The following is a 19,693-nucleotide window of genomic DNA, read 5'->3' on the forward strand; positions in this document are numbered from 1 at the left end:
TTTTATTCATGAACATTATTATATATCTTTACATCTTTTTTTCTTGGTTGAAAAACACCAAGACTCCCCTTGATTTTACAATATTTAGAAGCGGTTTTCAAGCCTTCATTTAGAGCCTTTTTATAATTGTTTTCGTCTTGAGTTAAAGAAGTTAAAAAAGCAGCAATAAATGCGTCGCCAGCACCTAAGGTATCAATGTTCTCTGTTTTAAGCGCTTTTTCTTTGATTATTTCATCTCCAATTTTCATTAAAATTTCATCTTTCCCTTGAGTTAAAATAGCAATTTCAACTCCTAATTTTGAGACCCAATTTAAAAATTCTTGAGGATCCTCTTCTCTTTTACTTTTAGAGAAAAAAGCTATATCTACTTTTGGAATAATATCTTGAATATATTTTTTATTTCTAAGGTAAGAAAAATCAAAAGAAAGTTTAGTTTTATAATGAAGTTTTGGAAGATAATCTTCAAAATAGGCATATATATTACTGTGAACTATCTTCGAATTTTTAATTATTTCTAAAACATTTTTATTTATACTTAAATTTTTATAAACACCTTTATCAACTGCTTCAATCTGTGATTCTGCATCTTCTTTTTTGATAATAGAAACAGCATTTCTTCCTTTTCGAATGTCATTGACTGGGTATGCTACTTTTTCTTTTTTTAGAGTATCATATAAAAATTTTGCATTTTCATCTGTACCAAAAACACCATAATATGCTGATTTAGCACCTAATCTTTTTGAAATTACAGCAACATTATAGGCACCACCACCTGCGTAAATATTTTTTTCTTCAGGATAATAGTCAGCAACATTATCTCCTACAGCAAATATATCGTAATTCATTACTTTCCCTCCCCGTATAATATCTGTTAGTAATATTGAGATATATTACCATTAAATATGATAGTTTTATCTAGTTTAATTTTCTATTCAAATCCGAAAATGCCTTAATTGGCTTTATTTTTTTAATAATTGGTGGAATAATTAATAATTGAATTACCATTCCAGGAATTCCAGTTACAAATGCGCCCTGCATAAAAGGAATAAACGGTGGATTAAAATTAAAAATAGGACCAACTGCTATTAAAGCCAGGCCATAAACAAAACGGCCAAAAATCATAGCTAAAATCAAGCTGATATAGATATTCTTTTGCCGCTTAGAATATATATAACCTGTGATTAATCCAAAAGCAGCTAACTCAAAAGCCATTAATACTGTAATTGGTGGCATTAAAGGAGGCATCGCAAAAAGCAAGGTGCTGAGAAGCGGTGTTATAAACCCAACTAGCACCCCATATAACGGTCCTAAAATTAATCCTGTTAAAAATACAGGAATATGCATCGGCGAAATTAAATTTCCTAATGTAGGACTACCAGCTAGATTAATTAGCCTTGGTAAAATAATTCCTAAAATTAATAAAAAACTTGCCCATACTAGTTTTCTTGTCTCATTCTTCAAAGTACCCACTCCAATCATTTATCTAATTATTGAAATCTTATTGTCTGAATAAGTCTGTCAATTAATTTCGTTTGCTGATTCTGTTTGGCTCTATTAATTTCAAATCTTAATTTTAAGAGCTGCTGTTCATTTTTTTCGCTAATAAAATATTCAAAAAACAATTGATTGTCTTGAATAATTTCTATTTGATAAATATCTAATTTTTTGTTTTCAATATTATTTTTCTTAACTTTAGCTCCATTTTCTTCTGCAGTTATAGCTGTATAAATAAATTGTTTTTTTGCTGTTTGCATAAAAGTTTTTTGACTTAAATCTTCTAATTGGATGCCTCCACTAAGGTTATCTGCTTCTATATTGTATTTAAATACAACTTCTTTTTGCAAGACTTTTTCTTTTTTTAATGTCCATTCTTTAGGATAAGAAAATAAAATATTATGCTCTTTAAAAACATTATCTAAATTAACAGTCAAATCTTCCTGACTGTTTTCTTGATTAGTAGTCTTTTGATTTGCTTCATTTATTTCTCTGCTTTCTTCTTTATTCTTAACAGTTGATTTTGATTTTTTCTCAGCTATATATTCACGCAGATAATCAATTCTACTGTCTGGTATAGGATGTGTTTGAGTAAATTCTAATAATTTTACATTATGACTGTTTTCTTTAAAAATTTTCATTAATTCTATTAATCCATCTGGATCATAACCACTTCTCAACATCAAATCAACAGCATAAATATCTGATTCCTGCTCCTGTTCTCTCGAGTAGCCATTTGCTATTAAGTTTTGAGCAATATTAGTCATTAATTGATAATCATTTTCTGTAAAATGATTAAATAATATATTTAAAATTGATAAACTCATATTTCTTTCTAAGTCTTCTGTTAAATGTTCCTCGACAGCATGCCCCATCTCATGTGCAACTAATCCAGCCAACTGATCTTCAGTCTTTAATTTTTGTAAAAGTCCTTCAAACAACATTATATTCCCATCACCTATATAATAAGCATTAATAAGCTTATCATCAATATGATGAAGTTTGAATTCTTCATTTTTAAACTTTCTATTTATAATATTCGCTTCTAGTTTTTTTAGAGTCTTATATTCCAGACTTTGTTGATCAAATTCAGTTATTTCATATTCCTCTTCTAAATTTTTATATAATTTCGAAGCAACATCTTTCTCATAATTAGAAAAGGCTGCTGTTGAAAGACTTAAAAATACTAATAAGAATAAAGTTATAATTAGTGTGAATAGTTTTTTTGAAGTTAAATTTAATTTTTTCAACCCTATTCCTCCAATCTTTAGCTTTTTTAATATATATTTATTGTAATACTTTTTTTGCAAAAATAAAACCCCTAATTTAGAATTACTTAAAAAACTAAAAAAGGGGTTAAGATAAAATTTGTTTTATTTATCTGTTAAAAATTCTTTTTCTTTATTTATTACTCTTTTACTTTCTTCAAAAGCTGGGCCACCCTTAGTGGAATGAGAATTAACAGCAGCTTCCACTGAAAGTTTTTCTTTTAACTCTTCTGCATCAATATCCAGATATTCACCTAAAATTTCGTCCCAATCCTGCTGCTGCAGCTGATCAAGTTCTTTTTCTTTTTTGGAAGCAAATAAGACTGCTTCTCCTACAATTTGATGTGCCTGACGAAATGGGATTTCATTTGCTGCCAGATAATCAGCCAACTCCGTTGCATTGAGAAATCCAGTTGCTGCAGCTTTTTTCATAGCTTTTTCTTTAACAGTCATGGTTTTTAACATTTCAGGATATAGTTCTAAAATAATTTTAACTGTCTTAACACTATCAAAAAGACCTTCTTTATCCTCCTGCAAATCCTTATTATAGGCTAAAGGCAGACCTTTAATTGTGTACATCAACTGATTTAAGCTGCCAATAACTCGACCAGTTTTTCCCCGCACTAATTCTGCTAAATCTGGATTTTTCTTTTGCGGCATAATTGAACTGCCAGTTGTGTACTGATCAGCAAGTTCAATAAAAGAAAATTCTTTTGAATTCCATAAAATTATTTCTTCACTTAAACGGCTTAAATGAAGCATTAAATTAGAAGCCACAGCCAGAAACTCTAAAACGAAATCGCGATCACTAACTCCATCCATTGAGTTTTCGCAGGCTCTATCAAAGCCCAGTTCTTTAGCTGTAAAATCTCGATCTAAGTTAAAAGAACTACCAGCCAGTGCCCCTGCTCCCAGAGGAGAGACATTGATTCTTTTTAAAGCATCCTGAAAACGCTCATAATCACGCTTTAACTTAAAATAATAAGCTAACAGATGGTGGCCAAAGGTTAAAGCCTGAGCTCGCTGCAGATGAGTATAGCCAGGCATTACAGTTTTAATATGTTCCTCAGCTAAATCTAAAATAATCTGCATAAAGTTTATAGTCAAATCCATAATTTGCTCAGTCTGATCTCGTAGATATAATCTCAAATCAACAGCCACCTGATCATTACGACTGCGACCTGTATGCAGTTTACCACCAATTTCTCCAATTTCAGCAGTCAATCGAGCCTCAACCAAACTATGAATATCCTCTGCTTCATTGAAATCAAAGTTCCCAGCTTTTAATTCAGCTTCTAAATTATTTTTTACTCTGTTTAAACCTTCAGTAATTTTTTCAACCTCAGCCTCACTTAAAATATTCTGTTTGCCTAACATTTTAACATGAGCTAAACTGCCTTTTATATCATATTCCATTAAATTAATATCAAAAGGAAGAGAAGCATTAAACTGTTCCATTAACTCAGAAGTATTTGCTTCAAATCTTCCTCCCCATAATTTGCTTTTTGCCATCTTTTATTCTTCTCTCTTTTTCTTGTTAGCAACCTGTACAGGTAAAGCCCAAAGATTAATAAATCCAGGCGCGGCTTTATGATCAAAATTATCACTTTCATCATAAGTAGCAAGTCCGTGATCATATAATGAATACTCTGATTTTCTACCAGCTAGAGTACAGCTTGCTTTATATAATTTGACTTTAACTGTACCGGTAACTGTCTGCTGAGACTTATCAACAAAAGCATCCAAAGCATCTCTTAAGGGGGAGAACCAAAGACCATTATAGGTTAATTCTGCATATTTTGCTGACATTTCTGCTTTATAGTTTTTAGTATCTCGATCTAGAGTCAAATCTTCTAGAGCTTTATGAGCTTTTATTAAAATTTCACCGGCTGGGGCTTCATAAATCTCTCTAGATTTAATACCAACCAGTCTATCTTCTAACATATCAATTCTACCAACACCATATTCAGAACCCATTTCATTTAATTTTTCAACAAGATCAATCGGCGCCATTTTTTCTCCATCAATTGCTACTGGAATACCTTTTTCAAAATCTATAGTAATATATTTAGGCTTATCTGGAGTATCATCTACATCCTTAGTCCACTGATAAGCATCTGCAGGTGGTTCAGCCCAGGGATCTTCTAAAATTCCGCATTCTATACTAATACCCCATAAGTTCTGGTCGATACTGTAAGGACTGTCTTTAGTTGCCTTAACAGGAATCCCATTTGCCTCTGCATATTCGATTTCTGCATCTCTAGAAACGAATTCCCAGTCTCTTAAAGGTGCAATGATTTTCATTTCTGGAGCCAGAGCTTTAAAAGAAACCTCAAATCTTACCTGGTCATTCCCCTTACCTGTACAGCCATGAGCTAAAGCATCCACACCTTCTTTTTGAGCAATCTCAACCATTCTTTTAGAAATCAGAGGACGTGCCAGTGCTGTAGCTAAAGGATACTTTTCTTGATACATTGCATTAACTTTTAAGGCTGGATAAACATAATCTGTAATAAATTCTTCTCTAATATCATCAATATAGGCTTTAGAAGCACCTGTAGCCATAGCCTTTTCCTCTACAGCATCCCAGTCCTGAGGCTGTCCTAAATGAGCGGTATAAGTAATAATTTCTGCATCATATTTATCCTGCAGCCACTTAATCGCCACTGAAGTATCGAGTCCACCTGAATACGCCAATAAAATTTTCTTAATTTCTTTTTCTGCCATTTTTAAAATTCCTCCTTATATTTTCTGCTATCTTTTAAACCTCAATAAAGCTCAACAATGCTTAATTAAATATGTATTTCAGCAAAAAATGCTGAAAATAACAAAAACCCACCTCTATAATATAGAGACAGGTTAAGATCCGTGGTACCACTCTGATTGATAAAAAATTATCCACTTTCAGTTAATTTAACGCAATTCTACGTTTTTTCCTACTTGATTTCAGAAAAAAACCTTCCAGATGCGCTTCAGAAATTAGTTTTGCTCGAGCTCTCACCATCCTCGATTCGCTGACCCCACTAAAATTCTTACTCTTCTGTTCACAGGTTTTATATTGATTATTTTTCTGTATTATATATTATTTACTTTATTATTGCAAGTATTTTCGGACTATATTCCAACAGATTTTAATTTTAAGTATTTATATGTTACGTAAAATCATCACTTACTGTTATAATTCTAATTGCCGAACTTCTTCTAAGGTTGGAAGTGCTGCCATTGCACCACTAGCGGAAGCCGCAAGTGAACCAGAATAATTTGCAAACTTAAGTGTTTTTTCTAAAAATTTATTATCAATCTCAGTCATTTTTAAATCTGCCTGATTGAAATTATATAAAACTCCTGACATGAAAGCATCACCAGCTCCAGTTGTATCAACTGCATCAACTTTAAAGGCCTCGACAAAGCCGAGATCATTTAAGTAATAATATGAGCCTTTACTGCCACAGGTAATAAATAATACTGGAATATCATATTCGGCTTCTAAAATCTCTGCCCCTTTTTCAATATCGGTTTCTCCAGTTAAAAACTCCAGTTCTTCTTCTGAAACTTTAACTATATCTACCTGATCCATCACAGATAAGATAATCTCTTTAGCCTCATCCAGTGAGTCCCAGAGCATTTCACGCAAATTAGGATCATAGGAAATAAGCATCTCATTTTGATGGGCTAATTCTATCCCCTTTTTAGTTGCTGACCTCGCTGGTTCATCAATTAAAGAAATTGAGCCGAAGTGATAGATTTTATTCTGCTCAAAAAGTTTTGCATCAATTTCATCTTCTCTTAAGAATCGATCAGCACTCGGATCTATGTAAAAATCAAAACTGCGGTCTCCATCTTCATCTAAAGTAACAAAGGTAATAGCTGTTTTAGCCTCATCTGTTAAGACCAGGTTTTCAATATTAACGTTTTCTGACTGCAGTTTTTTAGCTAAAAAATTCCCTAAAACATCATTACCAACCTTACCGACAAAACTTACATCTACTCCCAGTCTGCTTAGAGCAACAGCGACATTGGCTGGTGCCCCACCTGGATTTTTACGAAAGTCCATATTTTGATCATCTAATGGTGTAAAATCAATTAAAGCCTCACCTAAAGTTATTACTCCCTGCATTGAAAAATCCTCCTTATTAAATTAAAAAAACATTTATTTTATTATAACATAAATAAAGCCAAATCAATATTGATTATAATAATACTTTGGTCTATATTTTCCATATATAAATTATTAATAATGCTATCTATTTCCTTGTATATAAAATCTTTTCTCCCGGTTCAGCAATTTCAGCAACTCGAGTCCGATCGGAATTAAATCTCTCTTTAAAGAATCTAGTGATATCATAGTTATCAGCAAAATGAATGGGAATGAAAAGAGAAGGCATAATTTCTTCAATAAAATATTCTCCTGCTAAATAAAAATGCTCTTCTAAACGAGGATCAACCGGTACAAAGGCAATATCAATAATTTTCCCTGTAAGTTTATCAACTTCTCTTTTATATTCTCTCTCTTCTCTTTTCTGAACTTTGGCACTGAATTTTTTCCACTTCCACCAGTTTAAATCTCCGGCATGGAAAATACTTAAATCCTCAAGCTCAACTAAAAAAGATACTCCTTCATCTGTACTACCATAACTTGAAATCTCGACATCTCCCAGCTTAAATTCTTCATCTTTTTCCATTAAATAGAGATTAGCTTTATTTTTTAACTCTGCCTCTGGCTCTACCTCAGCTGCTAAAATATAATTTACATTATCACAATATTTTTCCCACTCAAAAATAACTTTATTATAATGATCATGGTGGCTGTGAGAAACAAAAACATAAGCTTCATTTATATTTTTAAAAGTATCTTCCCTAATAATTCCTTTCTCTAGAGAGCTTGCAAGTGCTTTTTTCTGCTGTGGCTCATCTTTAAAATAATCAAAGATAAATAATTTATCTTTAACTCTAACTGCTGTTCCACTGTGAAACAAATGATATATTTCTGTCTGCATATTTAATCATCTCCTCCGGATAAGATTAACAAAGAAATTTAATTTTCTCAAGTGTAAGAGTTACAATTTTTGAGACGAATATCTTTCTAAATCAGTTAAATACAAATATGAACATCTGTGCAACTCTATTTTAATTCAATTTTTTCTATTTGACTGCTTAATAAGTCAATATGCAGCAGCTGATTTTTTAAATAATTATCAAATTCAAGTAAATATTTTAAAGCTTCCAGTACCTGGACAGAAGCAGTTACTGTTACAGCTGGTGAAAAAACAGCTGGAGTTTCCTTTTTGGCTGAACCAGCAAAAACATCTTTTAAACGCAGCTTAGATTCAGGCAGCACCAGCATAATCTGAGCAAAAAACCCTTCTATTCCGGCATGGATAAAGGGAAGTTCATTTTCCAGAGCCAGCTGATCTAAGATAAAGCGCGATTCAAAATTATCCATCCCGTCAAAGATAATATCTATATCTTCTGGGATTTTAGTTGCCATAGATATTTTTTCATTTCTAGCAACTATTTCAGTTTCTAAATCAAACTCTTTTAAAAACTCAACTGCCGCTTCAACTTTAGGCCTCCCAATATCTTTTTTACCATAGCAAAGCTGACGATTGAGATTAGTTATTTCAACCAAATCATAATCATAAAGATAGATTTTATTTACTCCAACCCGCTGCAGCTGTAGGGCCTGATTGGTCCCTAGTCCTCCTGTGCCGGCAATCATAATATTTAATTTTTCTAACTGCTGCTGTTGTTTTTTATTAAATAATTTTTCCTGTCTTTTTAGATAATCTTTCATAATCATCCTCCTGCCGATGGTGGAAATAAAGTTACTGTATCCTGATTATCAATTTTGGTTTCAAGCCCTTCCAAATGGATAACATTATGACCGTTGACCAGAATAATTGAACCGGGAGCGATACTGCCATCTGACTCCAGTAATTTCTGACTAAAATAGCCGTCAAAATCTTGATCCAGCTTTTTAATTAGCTTAGAAATAGTGGTTTCTCCCTCCAACTCATATTCAACCCCTGGACTTTTTAAATTAATTTTAAATAAAGAATAGAATTTAACTATCAATGCCATTTGCATCACCTTTCAATATTAAAATTCCACCCAGTTCCCGGCAGAGAACTGAGTGGATTTAAATTGCTCAATTAAAATCAGCCACTAATTTAATTCTAACTAAGTTATTATTTAATTTTAAGATCCTTAAATTTCTGGTCACTAATCCAGCCATCTTCTTCCCAGCCGCGATGTTTATAATATTCGGGCAAAATCTCTTTATATTTTGAAGCATTTCCTTTCAAAGGTCCATCAACAATTGGCTCAGTTAAGAAACGCTCTGGAAGTTTATCAGTATCTGGGGTTACACCCGCCTCATAATTGAATAAGCGCTCTAAGTTCCATATTCTTTCTCCAACTTCAAGCAGAGATTCAGATGTATAATCAAATTTTGTGCCTGCATTGATTATTTCTCTGTAATCATCTAGTCCCAAAGCAAAAGAAGTAAAGAGACACATCCCACTTGAATCAATTACAGCAGTTAGATCCTGAAAGATAATAACCCATTCTGGTTTTCCTTTTAACTCCTGGGGGTCAAGTTTTTCTGGTACACCAAGTACCTCTGGAGAAACCATATAGCCCCTTACATGACAACCTCCACGGTTGGAAGTAGCATAACTTAATCCATGGCCCTGTAGTCCACGTGGATCATAAGCCGGTAATTCCTGTTTCTTAACACTCATTGAAAACTCAGGATGGCCCTTGGAATCGGCAAAACGGTATGATCCTTCTGCCATGGCATCTCCTATACCTTCTCTATAACCCATCTTTTGAGTATAATAAACAATTGACTCGGAAGAACCAAATTTAAGTTCTGGACCATTTGCCAGTTCTTCTCTATCTATATAGCCTTTTTCATACATTTCCATGGCACAGGCAATTGTAGCACCAGCAGAAATAGTATCCATTCCAAGGTCATTACAAATATAGTTTGCTTCTACAATCGCATTTAAATCCTTCACACCACAGTCTGCTCCAAAAGCCCAACCTGTTTCATATTCCGGACCTTCCCCGGAACGACCATTTGGTAATTTAGTATCCCTACTACAGCGGATTGGACAAGCATAACAACCTTTATTACCCTGCAGATATCCTTTTTCCACCAGTGCTTCTCCAGATACTTCAGCAACATCTTCATAAGTAGATTCCTGAAAGTTTCTAGTCGGATAAACTCCAGTAGAATTACAAATGTTATCAAGAACTTTAGTTCCTAATGCAGGTAAACCCTCACCAGTAACTCCATCTTCTTTGAGCATTTTAGTCTGTTTCTGAACTACTTTCAGCATTTCATCCTTAAAATATTCGACCTGTTTATCCTTAGCTCTTACTACAATAGCTTTTAAATTCTTAGAACCCATAACTGCACCAACCCCGGTTCTACCGGCAGCTCGATCCTTGTCATTCATAATTGAAGCAAATTTCACTAAATTTTCTCCAGCAGGTCCAATACAGCTAACTCTAGCATCGAGAGCATCCATAGCCTCTAACAGATAATCGGTAGTTTCATAAACTCCCTTACCCCAGATTTCAGAAGCATCTTTAAGCTCAACTTTTTCTCCTTCGATTGATAGGTAAAGTGGTCTTTCAGCCTTACCTTCAAAAATAATAATATCATTGCCACTAAATCTCAATTCAGCACCAAAAAACCCACCTGAATTACTGCTGGCAATAGTACCTGTTAAAGGGCCTTTGGTAACAACCATATAACGGCCACCAGTAGATGCTGCTGTTCCAGTTAAAAGCCCAGTAGCATAAATCAATTTATTTTCGGGGCTTAATGGATCAACCTTAGGGTCAATTTCATCATACAGAATTTTTGAAGCTAAGCCTCTACCACCAAGATATTTTTTTACATTTTCACCTGAAATTGTTTCTCTAGTAATTTCCTCATTTGTCAAATCTACTCTTAAAACTTGATATTCATAAATTTTTCCCATAATCAATTATACCTCCTTTAGATTTACTCTTCTTTCCAAGCACGGGAGGCTGAGTCATTTCTTCCTCAACCCAGCGGTCTAATTTCCTTAGAAAACTCCTTAGGCAAAAAGACTCGAAGGTATATTAGTACTTATTAAACTTAACAAGTCAAATTCCTGCTTTAATTTTCAAAATATTAAAATTATTTTATTCACATTTAAAGCAGCTTTTATTTTCAATTTTATTATGGACATTGAATTACACCTCGAGCCCATAAGCAGTCTCCACAAACTGGAAACTGATTCCCGTGGCAGTCTTCTTTGTTTTCTTTAGACATTTCACAGCCTGAACATTGAGTACAATCTGAAAAAGGAAATTCTTTAACTTTTTTGCGAAATTTTTTAAAATCATCACTGTTCCAAATTTCTGAGAGCCCCGATTCTGATATTTTTCCTAATGAATATTTATTGATATGCTTTTCGCGCTCTCTAATATAAAGGTCATAACTGTGCATTAGAGCAATACAAGGACTAATCTCTCCCTGCCAGTTAACTGCAATTGAGCCATCTTCTACAAACTTACAATAGCCCCGATGAGGATTAAATGGTACCTGAGTTGTACTAATTGAGCTTGATTTTCCGCCGACTGCAGCCAGATCACGAATAATATCTTCCCTCAAATCAGTTGGAGGTAGATAAATTTCGGGTCTATGTTCAGTTCTGATTTTAGGTTGAGAGCGGCTAATAGAAAAAGAATATAATATTTCAGCTGACATATCTTCAGTATATGGAAGTAGATTTGTTAAAAAAATAAAAGAAGCCCCTATTCTACGAGCCAATTTACGCAAATCCCTAAGTTCCTCAACATTTGATTTCATAATCACATATTCGATGCCAATCTCACATTCACTTTGTTTTTTATCCCGAAGATTACGAAAATAGTTTACATTTTTAATTACAGTCTTTAATTCTGCTCCCGATCGAATATCAGCCATTGTCTCCGGCGAAGTTCCATCCACAGAAACTACCAGACTGTTAAGTCCAGCCTCCAGTAATTCTGAAGCTTTATCTTTATTCAACAAAAGTCCATTTGTAATCATCTGAGTTTTAACTTTTAGTTCAGAAGCCAACTCAATCATCTCTGCAATTTGAGGATGAAAAAGAGGCTCGCCAATCCCCCAGAATGAAACTTTTTTCAGGCCTTCAAAATCTTTTAGTCCATTTATTAATTTTTTATAATCTTCCATTTTCATAAAACCCATTTCTTCATCCCAGGAATGCCTAACACAGGTTTTACAGTTTAAGTTACAGTCACTTGTAGGCTCTACATAAACTTTTGTCAGCCGGGGATCAGCTCTTTCAATATAAATTCCATCACTATTGAATTTAATTTTAATCTCTGTTTCAGAATCAATTCCTAATTTTTTTCTGATTTCTTTTGGCAGCTCAAGTTTTCCATTTTTCAGTTTGAGCTCTAAATTTTTTGGAAGCTCTTCATTTAAACCATCACTACGCCAGAACTGTGGATTGTTGATTAAAAATTGCATTATCTACTCCTTCCTGCTAGATGTGTACTTTAAAGACAGCAAATTTAAAATTGATAAGTAGTTTTAATATTTAGATACTTATATTTTATCTTTACTGGCAACTCTTTGCAATATTTATCTGAGATTTTCAAGAAAAAAAGCCAGCCTTAGACCAAGGCTGGCTTGAAAAAATAATATAAAGACTCTATTAAACTGCAAGTCTTAATTAAATTAGTTGTTCACCACTTCCATAACTTCATCTTCTTCTTCCCAATCCCATGGTTCTTTTCTAATTAAGGAATCAGCAAATGGGATATAGATTGAGGCGATACCAATTACTGCTAATATTCCCTGATACCATAAAAGAGGTATTATTTGGAATGGACCAACTGCACCTTCTGTTAATCCCATAACAAGAAGAATCTGAGCTCCATAGGGGAGTGCTCCCTGCATAACACAGGCAAAGATATCAAGTAAAACAGCACTTCGTCTGGGATCTACTTTAAACTTAGTTGATATGTTTTTGGCTATTGGACCATTAATAATTATTGAAACTGTGTTATTTGCTATTGCTGCATCTGTGATAGCAATAAGTCCTGCTATTCCCAATTCAGCTGTATTTTTACTATTAATTTTTTTACTAATTGAATTAACAATAAACTGAAGTCCGCCAGCTTTTCTCATCATTTCTGCCAAACCACCAGTTATTAGTGAAACAAGGAAAACATTAATCATAGAAGTAAATCCATTATAAATCTCTTGCGGGAATGTTAAGAAAGTAAGATCTCCATAAAAAATCCCAATTATTCCAGATAAAACAATTCCAGAAGTTAGGACAACAAATACATTACCACCCATAACAGCAAACATTAACACAAACAGATAGGGGATAATTTTAACTAAGCTATAACTATATTCTGCAGTTTGAATAGCTTCTGGAGTTCCTGAAAAGAAAAACAAGAGAATCATAGTTATTATTGCTGCAGGAATAGCAATATAGATATTTATTCTAAATTTATCTCTCATTTTAACTCCCTGAGTTGTTGTAGCTGCGATTGTTGTATCAGAAATAATTGATAAGTTATCACCAAACATTGAGCCACCAATTACAACTGCCATAATAAATGGAAGACTAAGTCCAGTCTTATCAGCAAATCCGAGGGCAATTGGTGCTACAGCCGCTAATGTTCCCATAGAAGTACCAGTAGAAACAGATATAAAACCAGATATCAAAAATAAGCCAATGGTTATAAATTGAACAGGTATTAATGATAATCCTAAATTAACAACTGAATCTACTCCACCCATTGCGCTTGAAACTGTAGAAAAACCTCCTGCAAGCAGATAGATCATACACATAATCATTATGTTTCTTTCTCCCAGTCCAGTTAAAAATGTATTCATCTTTTCTTCCATTGTTCCCTCAAACATCATAAATGCAATAACTACACCTATTGATACAGCAACCGGCATTGGAAATTGATAAAATGCATTATTTACCCCGCGAAGATTTAATACAATTCCTGTACCTAGATAAATGGCCAAAAAGATAATAAACGGAAATAAAGCTTTAGCATTACCCTTTTTGATTTCAGTGTTTTTCAAAGTAGTTCCCCCTAATATAATGTGGTTTTAATTTAAAACTAAATATTTTTTAAAAATAAATATGTAAAACCATAAATCATTTTATATTTTTGAAAGAGCATAGCCAAGATCATCAATAATATCTTCTACATCTTCAATACCTATTGAAATTCTTATTAAACCATCCGTAATTCCTGATTCAATTCTTTCTTCTCTTGGAACTTGTGAGTTTGTCATCGATGCTGGATGCTGGATTAATGTATCAACATCCCCCAAACTAACAGCTAAAGTTGCAAGTTGAACGTTATTCATCATTTTTTCACCTGCGTCAACCCCACCTTTCAATTCACAGCTAATCATGCTGCCAAAGCCTGTTGCCTGTTTTACTGCAAGATCATACTGAGAGTGACTTTTAAGGCCTGGATAATATACTTTGTCTACTTTTTCATGCTCCTCCAAAAATTGAGCAACCTCCATCGCATTTTTTGCATGTTTTTCCACTCTAATTGGGAGAGTTTTAAGACCTCGCAAAAGAAGCCAAGCATTAAATGGACTAATAATACCTCCAAAATCTTTTAAGGTTGTTCCTCTAATTTGATCCATCATTGCTTGAGTTCCAACGATAATTCCAGCAACAGTATCTCCATGACCACCAATATACTTAGTAGCACTATGAACAACCATATCAGCTCCAAGTAAAAGTGGCTTTTGCAAATAAGGAGTCATAAAAGTATTATCAACAATAACTTTTGCACCTGCAGCATGAGCTTTTTTACTGATTGCTTCAATATCAACTAGACTCAAAGATGGATTAGCAGGACTTTCTAAATAAACTAATTTAGTATTATCCTGCAGATACTTATCTACATTATCAAGATTTGATAAATCAGCAAAAGTTACTTCAATCCCATACTTAGGTAAAGTTTCCTCCATCAAAACATGAGTTCCTCCATACAAACAATCAAGTGCTAAAATATGATCACCTGCAAATACTACCGCCATTACTGCAGCAGAAATCGCTGCCATTCCAGAAGCTGTTGCAATAGCTGCTTCGGCTTTTTCTAAGGCTGCCATTTTTTCCTCAAGTGCATTTTGAGTTGGATTTGCTAATCTAGTATAAATATAACCTTCTTTTTCTCCAGCAAATTTGGCTGCTCCATCCTTAACATTTTCAAAAGCAAATGTTGAAGTTTGATAAATTGGAGTATTATGAGCTCCAGTTTGTGGATCAGCATGCTGACCGGCATGACAACAAAGTGATTGAAAACCAAGTTTTTCTAAATCTTTTTTTTCCAAAATAAGCCCTCCCATTTAGTATAATACTTTAGAATTATTTAAAAGATTAAAAATATTAAAATAATTCAGCGACAATTAAAACTATATATTATTCAGAATAATTTGTCAATGTTTTTTGAAATAATAATTAACATATATGCTTTTTTTAGTAAAATGACTACATAAATAGAATATTAAATAATATTTTGTAATTATATTTATTAAATTTACTTATATAAATAAATTTGGTCCATAAATTCAAGCTTAAATTTGGCAGGGGTTTTTGCTTTTTTTGCTGCTTTTTCTCCAGCCAGAGAATAATAATAAACTGCTGTTTGAACTGCTTCAAATAAAGATAAATTTAGAGCTTCAGCTTCAGCTTCAGCTGCAGCAGCAAAAACACCTAAACTTGAAGCCAACATACAGCCGGTTCCCACAACTTCCCCCATTAAAGGGTTCCCTCTCTTGATTTCTTTAATCTGACTGCTATCACAAATTAAATCAACTTCAGAACTTACAACTACAACTGCCTCTAATTTTTGAGCCAGTTCCGTCGCAGTTGTATTTATTTCCGTATATTCTCCAATAGATTCGACTCCAAGAACTTCAGCTGATTTTCCAGCCAGAAAACTGATTTCAGCTTTATTCCCTTTAATAATTGCAATTTTTAGCTCAGACAATATTTTTTGAGCAGCTTCACCTCGATATTTGCTTGCCCCAACTCCAACCGGATCTAAAACTATAGGTATCTGCAGCTCATTTGCTCTCTTTCCAGCTTTAAGCATTGAGTCAAGCTGCCTGGAAGAAATTGTACCCAAATTTAAAACTAAAGCAGCTGCATTTTCCACCATTTGTGCTGACTCTTCTATGGCAGGTGCCATCACCGGCAGAGCTCCCCAGTTCAAGATGATATTAGCACAGTCATTAATGCTTACCTGATTTGTTATCTGATGAATCAGCGGCTTTTTATTTTTAATTATCTGGATTATTTTTTCGAAGTTAGCAGTAAATCGCTTTTTATTTTCATCAATTTCTGCTGACATTTTAGCGCCCTCCTTTTACTTTTAGCAGCTCGAATAATTTCTTTAAATTCAGCAGTGTTAGCTGCTATTTCTTTTGCTTTAGTAATGGCAGTAATTACCGAAACAGTATCTGCTCCATTTTTTATCGCCTGAGCTGAGTTATCTTGATTTAAACCTCCAACTGCAATTAAAGGGAGTTCGGTCTGTTTCCTGATTTTCTTAAGCCTCTGCAGTCCAATTCCATTTTTATCTGAACTTAGCTTTTTAGATTTAGTTTTAAAAATTGAACCGACTCCAAGGTAATCTGCTCCTTCAGCCTCAGCTCCAGCAATCTCTCCATCCTTCCAGGCGGTAATTCCAATAATCTTATCTGATCCTAAAATTCTGCGGGCAGATCTCAGTGGTAGGTCACTCTGCCCCAGATGAACTCCATCTGCATCTAAAGCTAGGGCCAGATCCACTCGATCATTAACTATAAAATCAATATTATGACGCCTGCATATTTTTTTAATTTCTTTGCCCAAACTAAATTTTTCTCTTAAAGGTAACTCCTTTTCCCGCAGCTGAACCGCATCTACTCCTGCAGCTGCTGCCTCTTTTACTACTTCTATACTTTTTTTACCAGCTGACAAGCTTTCTTCTGTGATCAAATATAAATCCCAGTTTATAGTTTTCATAACTTCTCCTTTCCTACAGTTAAATATTCCATGTTATAATTTAAGTCAGCCAAAATTTTCTACTTTAGATTCCAGACATGATTAACTGGACTATTACCCTGGCCAACAATAAAATGATTTCTAATTGCTTCTGTTAAATAATCTTTAGCCTCTGCAACGGCTTTTCCCATCTCCATCCCCTTCGCCAAATTTGAAGCAATAGCTGCTGACAGTGTGCAGCCAGTACCATGGGTATTATTAGTCTCAATATATTCTGCTTCAAATTTTCTAAAATAACTACCGTCATAAAGTAGATCAACAGCTTTTCTAGACTGATTATTTTGACTGCTGTGACCTCCTTTAATTAATACATAGTTACTCCCAAACTTCATCAATTCTGCTGCCAACTGCTCTAAATCAATGCTTTTTTCAGCTTCTAAACCAGCCAAAACCTTAGCTTCATGGAGATTAGGGGTAATAATTTCAGCCAGCGGGAACAGTTTTTCTTTATAGGTTTTAACTGCCGCTTTTTTTAAAAGCAGATCTCCGCTTGTTGCGACCATTACCGGGTCCACAACCAAATTACTTAGAGAATATTTTTTAATTTTTAAAGCCACTTCTTCAATGATCTCGCTATTAGCCAGCATCCCGGTTTTTAGAGCCGAAAACTCTATATCATTTAAAACAGATTCCAGCTGAGAAGAAACCGCTCTTGCCGAAAGAGTTTTTACATCCTGCACTCCCAAAGTGTTTTGAGCTGTTACTGCTGTAATTACTGAAGCCCCATAAACCTGATGGACAGTCATCGTCTTTATATCAGCCTGAATACCGGCCCCACCTCCAGAATCAGAACCGGCAATTGTTAAAACTTTTTTCATTATAATTTACTCCTTTCAACTACTTTATATCTTTAATTTAATCGATGTTTTTACTCAAAAATAAGATGATTAAGCAGCTAATTTTAATTTAACTCATCAATGAAACTCAAGTTATCTGCTTTTTCTACTGCTTTTAAAAATAAATAGGAAATCACTGCCCCACCAGCAGAACTTAAGGCAAAGGGTATAACAAAGAAAAATACTGCCGCTGAACTTCCCATTAAAAATTTAGCAACCGGATAAGCAGCTACTGCTCCCAAAAGACCGGTCCCAATTAACTCCCCTGCTAAAGCCCAGTTCTTACTTTTAAATTTTTTATAAAGCAGTCCAGCCATTAAAGCTCCTATCATACTGCCTGGAAAAGCCAATAATGAACCTGTACCCAGCATGTTTCGAAACAGAGAAATTGCAAATGCATTCCAGACTGCATAAGCCGGCCCCAGTAAAACAGCAGATAAAATATTAATTAAATGCTGGACCGGAAAAGCTTTAGCCACTCCAATTGGAATATAAATTAAGTGACCGGTCATTGTTCCCAGAGCAATTAAAAGTGCTGAAAAAGTTAATTTTTTATTGTCCATTCTAATCTTCCTTTCTGATTTTTTAATTTTTTTAAAGTTATCAATAATTTAAATTTATCTGTTTTTATTAATTAAGCTGCTGATCTACTATTTTCATCGCACAATAAGAACCACACATTGTACAGGCATCTTCTGCTTTTAATGTCTGATTATGGTTTTCCCTTGACTCTCTTAATTTTTCTGGCGCCAGAGCCAGCTCAATCTGCTTTTCCCAGTCTAATTTTTTTCTAGCAGCTGCCATTTTATTATCTCTTTCTTTTGCTCCTTTAACTCCTTTTGCAATATCTGCTGCGTGGGCTGCAATTTTGCTGGCAATTACACCTTCTTTTACATCTTCAATATCTGGTAAACCAATATGTTCTGCAGGAGTAACATAACAGAGAAAATCTGCTCCTGCCGCTGCTGCTGCAGCTCCACCGATTGCCGCAGTAATATGATCATAACCTGCTGCAATATCTGTAACTAAGGGTCCGAGCACATAAAAAGGAGCATCTTTACAGAGTTCTTTCTGCAGTTTAATATTTGTCTCTATTTGATCATAGGGTACATGGCCTGGTCCCTCTACCATTACCTGCACTTCTGCTTCTCTAGCTCTATCTACCAACTCAGCTAAAACTAAAAGTTCGTGGATCTGAGCCCTATCTGTAGCATCTGCCAGACTTCCTGGTCTTAAAGCATCACCAAGGCTTAAAGTTACATCATTTTTATAACAGATTTCTAAGAGGCGATCATAATATTCATAAAGTGGATTTTCCTGATTATTATGCAGCATCCAGGCCGCCATAAATGAACCACCCCGGCTAACAATATCAGTAACTCTTCCTTCATCAGCTAAGTGCTTAAGTGTTTCCAGAGTCAATCCACAGTGAACTGTAACAAAATCAACCCCTGCTTCAGCTTGAGCCTTAATTACTTCAAATAATTCTTCTACTCCCATTTCTATAATTCCACGCCCCGAATTTACTGTTTCCACGGCTGCCTGATAAATTGGAACAGTTCCAACTGGCAGCTCAGAATTATTTAAAATAGCCTCTCTGGTCTCTTTAATCTTTTCGCCTGTAGATAAATCCATCACTGCATCAGCACCAGTTTCAACCGCTGCTTTTAATTTTTTTAGTTCATTTTCAATACTGTCATAGTCTTCGGAAGTTCCAAAATTGGCATTAACCTTAGTTTTTAAGCCTTTACCAAAGGCTTTTACTTTAAGATTTAAGTGATTAACATTTGCCGGGATGACAATAGTACCTTCAGCAATTCCCTTCCGGATGAATTCTACACTCACCCCTTCCTCAACTGCTGCTGTTTTCATTTCTGCACTTATTTCACCTTTTTTTGCTCTTGTTACTTGAGTCATATTTGTCAGCTCCTCTTATTTTAATTATTTTTAAATATATTTAAATTTTTCACCTCTAATTAAGCTTCTACTTTTTAAA

The 19,693-nt window shown here is 34.2% G+C and carries 18 protein-coding genes, 1 riboswitch and 1 other annotated feature; all 18 genes read right to left on the reverse strand.

What is annotated here, in order from left to right; genetic code table 11:
* Window positions 1–2: 2 nt before the first annotated feature.
* Complete coding sequence (locus HSACCH_RS11305; protein WP_005489941.1) at window positions 3–845, reverse strand: PfkB family carbohydrate kinase; 843 nt, start codon at window positions 843–845, stop codon at window positions 3–5.
* A 70-nt stretch (window positions 846–915) separates the two neighbouring features.
* Window positions 916–1,461: an ECF transporter S component gene (locus HSACCH_RS11310; RefSeq protein WP_005489942.1), complete on the reverse strand. Its 546-nt coding sequence runs from the start codon at window positions 1,459–1,461 to the stop codon at window positions 916–918.
* A gap of 26 nt (window positions 1,462–1,487) precedes the next feature.
* Complete coding sequence (locus HSACCH_RS11315) at window positions 1,488–2,744, reverse strand: M48 family metallopeptidase (RefSeq protein WP_160162755.1); 1,257 nt, start codon at window positions 2,742–2,744, stop codon at window positions 1,488–1,490.
* A gap of 123 nt (window positions 2,745–2,867) precedes the next feature.
* Window positions 2,868–4,274, reverse strand: coding sequence for an argininosuccinate lyase (argH, locus tag HSACCH_RS11320; protein ID WP_005489946.1), 1,407 nt, complete (start codon window positions 4,272–4,274; stop codon window positions 2,868–2,870).
* A 3-nt stretch (window positions 4,275–4,277) separates the two neighbouring features.
* Entirely contained in the window at window positions 4,278–5,489 is a 1,212-nt protein-coding gene (locus HSACCH_RS11325) for an argininosuccinate synthase (RefSeq protein ID WP_005489947.1), read from the reverse strand.
* Between the two features lie 120 nt (window positions 5,490–5,609).
* Window positions 5,610–5,819, reverse strand: a binding site (T-box leader).
* A gap of 118 nt (window positions 5,820–5,937) precedes the next feature.
* Complete coding sequence (locus tag HSACCH_RS11330; protein WP_005489949.1) at window positions 5,938–6,879, reverse strand: carbohydrate kinase family protein; 942 nt, start codon at window positions 6,877–6,879, stop codon at window positions 5,938–5,940.
* A 127-nt stretch (window positions 6,880–7,006) separates the two neighbouring features.
* A complete protein-coding gene (locus HSACCH_RS11335) occupies window positions 7,007–7,759 on the reverse strand; it encodes an MBL fold metallo-hydrolase (RefSeq protein WP_005489950.1) in 753 nt (250 codons plus the stop codon).
* Between the two features lie 125 nt (window positions 7,760–7,884).
* Window positions 7,885–8,556, reverse strand: a complete 672-nt coding sequence (locus HSACCH_RS11340; protein ID WP_005489951.1) for a HesA/MoeB/ThiF family protein — start codon at window positions 8,554–8,556, stop codon at window positions 7,885–7,887.
* A 2-nt stretch (window positions 8,557–8,558) separates the two neighbouring features.
* Window positions 8,559–8,843 (reverse strand): MoaD family protein, encoded by a 285-nt coding sequence (locus tag HSACCH_RS11345; protein ID WP_005489952.1) that lies wholly within the window; start codon window positions 8,841–8,843, stop codon window positions 8,559–8,561.
* 107 nt (window positions 8,844–8,950) lie between these two features.
* Complete coding sequence (locus tag HSACCH_RS11350) at window positions 8,951–10,759, reverse strand: aldehyde ferredoxin oxidoreductase family protein (RefSeq protein WP_005489953.1); 1,809 nt, start codon at window positions 10,757–10,759, stop codon at window positions 8,951–8,953.
* A gap of 12 nt (window positions 10,760–10,771) precedes the next feature.
* Window positions 10,772–10,890, reverse strand: a riboswitch (molybdenum cofactor riboswitch).
* Window positions 10,891–10,983: 93 nt separating this feature from the next.
* Window positions 10,984–12,285 carry a radical SAM protein gene (locus HSACCH_RS11355; RefSeq protein WP_005489954.1) on the reverse strand — a complete coding sequence of 434 codons (1,302 nt, stop codon included), beginning with the start codon at window positions 12,283–12,285 and terminating at the stop codon, window positions 10,984–10,986.
* Between the two features lie 210 nt (window positions 12,286–12,495).
* Window positions 12,496–13,869 (reverse strand): Na+/H+ antiporter NhaC family protein, encoded by a 1,374-nt coding sequence (locus tag HSACCH_RS11360; RefSeq protein ID WP_005489955.1) that lies wholly within the window; start codon window positions 13,867–13,869, stop codon window positions 12,496–12,498.
* Window positions 13,870–13,950: 81 nt separating this feature from the next.
* Entirely contained in the window at window positions 13,951–15,144 is a 1,194-nt protein-coding gene (locus tag HSACCH_RS11365; RefSeq protein ID WP_005489956.1) for a trans-sulfuration enzyme family protein, read from the reverse strand.
* A 206-nt stretch (window positions 15,145–15,350) separates the two neighbouring features.
* Window positions 15,351–16,166 carry a hydroxyethylthiazole kinase gene (thiM, locus tag HSACCH_RS11370; protein ID WP_051056349.1) on the reverse strand — a complete coding sequence of 272 codons (816 nt, stop codon included), beginning with the start codon at window positions 16,164–16,166 and terminating at the stop codon, window positions 15,351–15,353.
* Window positions 16,109–16,822, reverse strand: coding sequence for a thiamine phosphate synthase (gene thiE / locus HSACCH_RS11375; RefSeq protein WP_005489958.1), 714 nt, complete (start codon window positions 16,820–16,822; stop codon window positions 16,109–16,111). The genes thiM and thiE overlap by 58 nt, the downstream gene beginning before the upstream one ends.
* Before the next feature lie 59 nt (window positions 16,823–16,881).
* Window positions 16,882–17,679, reverse strand: coding sequence for a bifunctional hydroxymethylpyrimidine kinase/phosphomethylpyrimidine kinase (gene thiD, locus HSACCH_RS11380; RefSeq protein WP_005489959.1), 798 nt, complete (start codon window positions 17,677–17,679; stop codon window positions 16,882–16,884).
* Between the two features lie 83 nt (window positions 17,680–17,762).
* Complete coding sequence (gene thiW / locus HSACCH_RS11385; protein WP_005489960.1) at window positions 17,763–18,260, reverse strand: energy coupling factor transporter S component ThiW; 498 nt, start codon at window positions 18,258–18,260, stop codon at window positions 17,763–17,765.
* Between the two features lie 67 nt (window positions 18,261–18,327).
* The gene (gene thiC / locus HSACCH_RS11390) at window positions 18,328–19,614 is read right to left on the reverse strand and encodes a phosphomethylpyrimidine synthase ThiC (protein WP_005489961.1); all 1,287 of its coding nucleotides are present in this window, start codon (window positions 19,612–19,614) and stop codon (window positions 18,328–18,330) included.
* Between the last annotated feature and the right edge of the window lie 79 nt (window positions 19,615–19,693).

The sequence above is a fragment of the Halanaerobium saccharolyticum subsp. saccharolyticum DSM 6643 genome (genome assembly GCF_000350165.1).
Lineage (GTDB): Bacteria > Bacillota > Halanaerobiia > Halanaerobiales > Halanaerobiaceae > Halanaerobium > Halanaerobium saccharolyticum.

Bases quoted from the DNA above. Each gene is read 5' to 3' on its own strand.
- HSACCH_RS11355 (WP_005489954.1), bottom strand. From the start codon at position 12,285: ATGCAATTTTTAATCAACAATCCACAGTTCTGGCGTAGTGATGGTTTA.
- HSACCH_RS11345 (WP_005489952.1), bottom strand. From the start codon at position 8,843: ATGGCATTGATAGTTAAATTCTATTCTTTATTTAAAATTAATTTAAAA.
- thiM (WP_051056349.1), bottom strand. From the start codon at position 16,166: ATGTCAGCAGAAATTGATGAAAATAAAAAGCGATTTACTGCTAACTTC.
- thiE (WP_005489958.1), bottom strand. From the start codon at position 16,822: ATGAAAACTATAAACTGGGATTTATATTTGATCACAGAAGAAAGCTTG.
- HSACCH_RS11340 (WP_005489951.1), bottom strand. From the start codon at position 8,556: ATGAAAGATTATCTAAAAAGACAGGAAAAATTATTTAATAAAAAACAA.
- thiW (WP_005489960.1), bottom strand. From the start codon at position 18,260: ATGGACAATAAAAAATTAACTTTTTCAGCACTTTTAATTGCTCTGGGA.
- HSACCH_RS11330 (WP_005489949.1), bottom strand. From the start codon at position 6,879: ATGCAGGGAGTAATAACTTTAGGTGAGGCTTTAATTGATTTTACACCA.
- argH (WP_005489946.1), bottom strand. From the start codon at position 4,274: ATGGCAAAAAGCAAATTATGGGGAGGAAGATTTGAAGCAAATACTTCT.
- thiC (WP_005489961.1), bottom strand. From the start codon at position 19,614: ATGACTCAAGTAACAAGAGCAAAAAAAGGTGAAATAAGTGCAGAAATG.
- HSACCH_RS11335 (WP_005489950.1), bottom strand. From the start codon at position 7,759: ATGCAGACAGAAATATATCATTTGTTTCACAGTGGAACAGCAGTTAGA.
- thiD (WP_005489959.1), bottom strand. From the start codon at position 17,679: ATGAAAAAAGTTTTAACAATTGCCGGTTCTGATTCTGGAGGTGGGGCC.
- HSACCH_RS11350 (WP_005489953.1), bottom strand. From the start codon at position 10,759: ATGGGAAAAATTTATGAATATCAAGTTTTAAGAGTAGATTTGACAAAT.
- HSACCH_RS11325 (WP_005489947.1), bottom strand. From the start codon at position 5,489: ATGGCAGAAAAAGAAATTAAGAAAATTTTATTGGCGTATTCAGGTGGA.
- HSACCH_RS11305 (WP_005489941.1), bottom strand. From the start codon at position 845: ATGAATTACGATATATTTGCTGTAGGAGATAATGTTGCTGACTATTAT.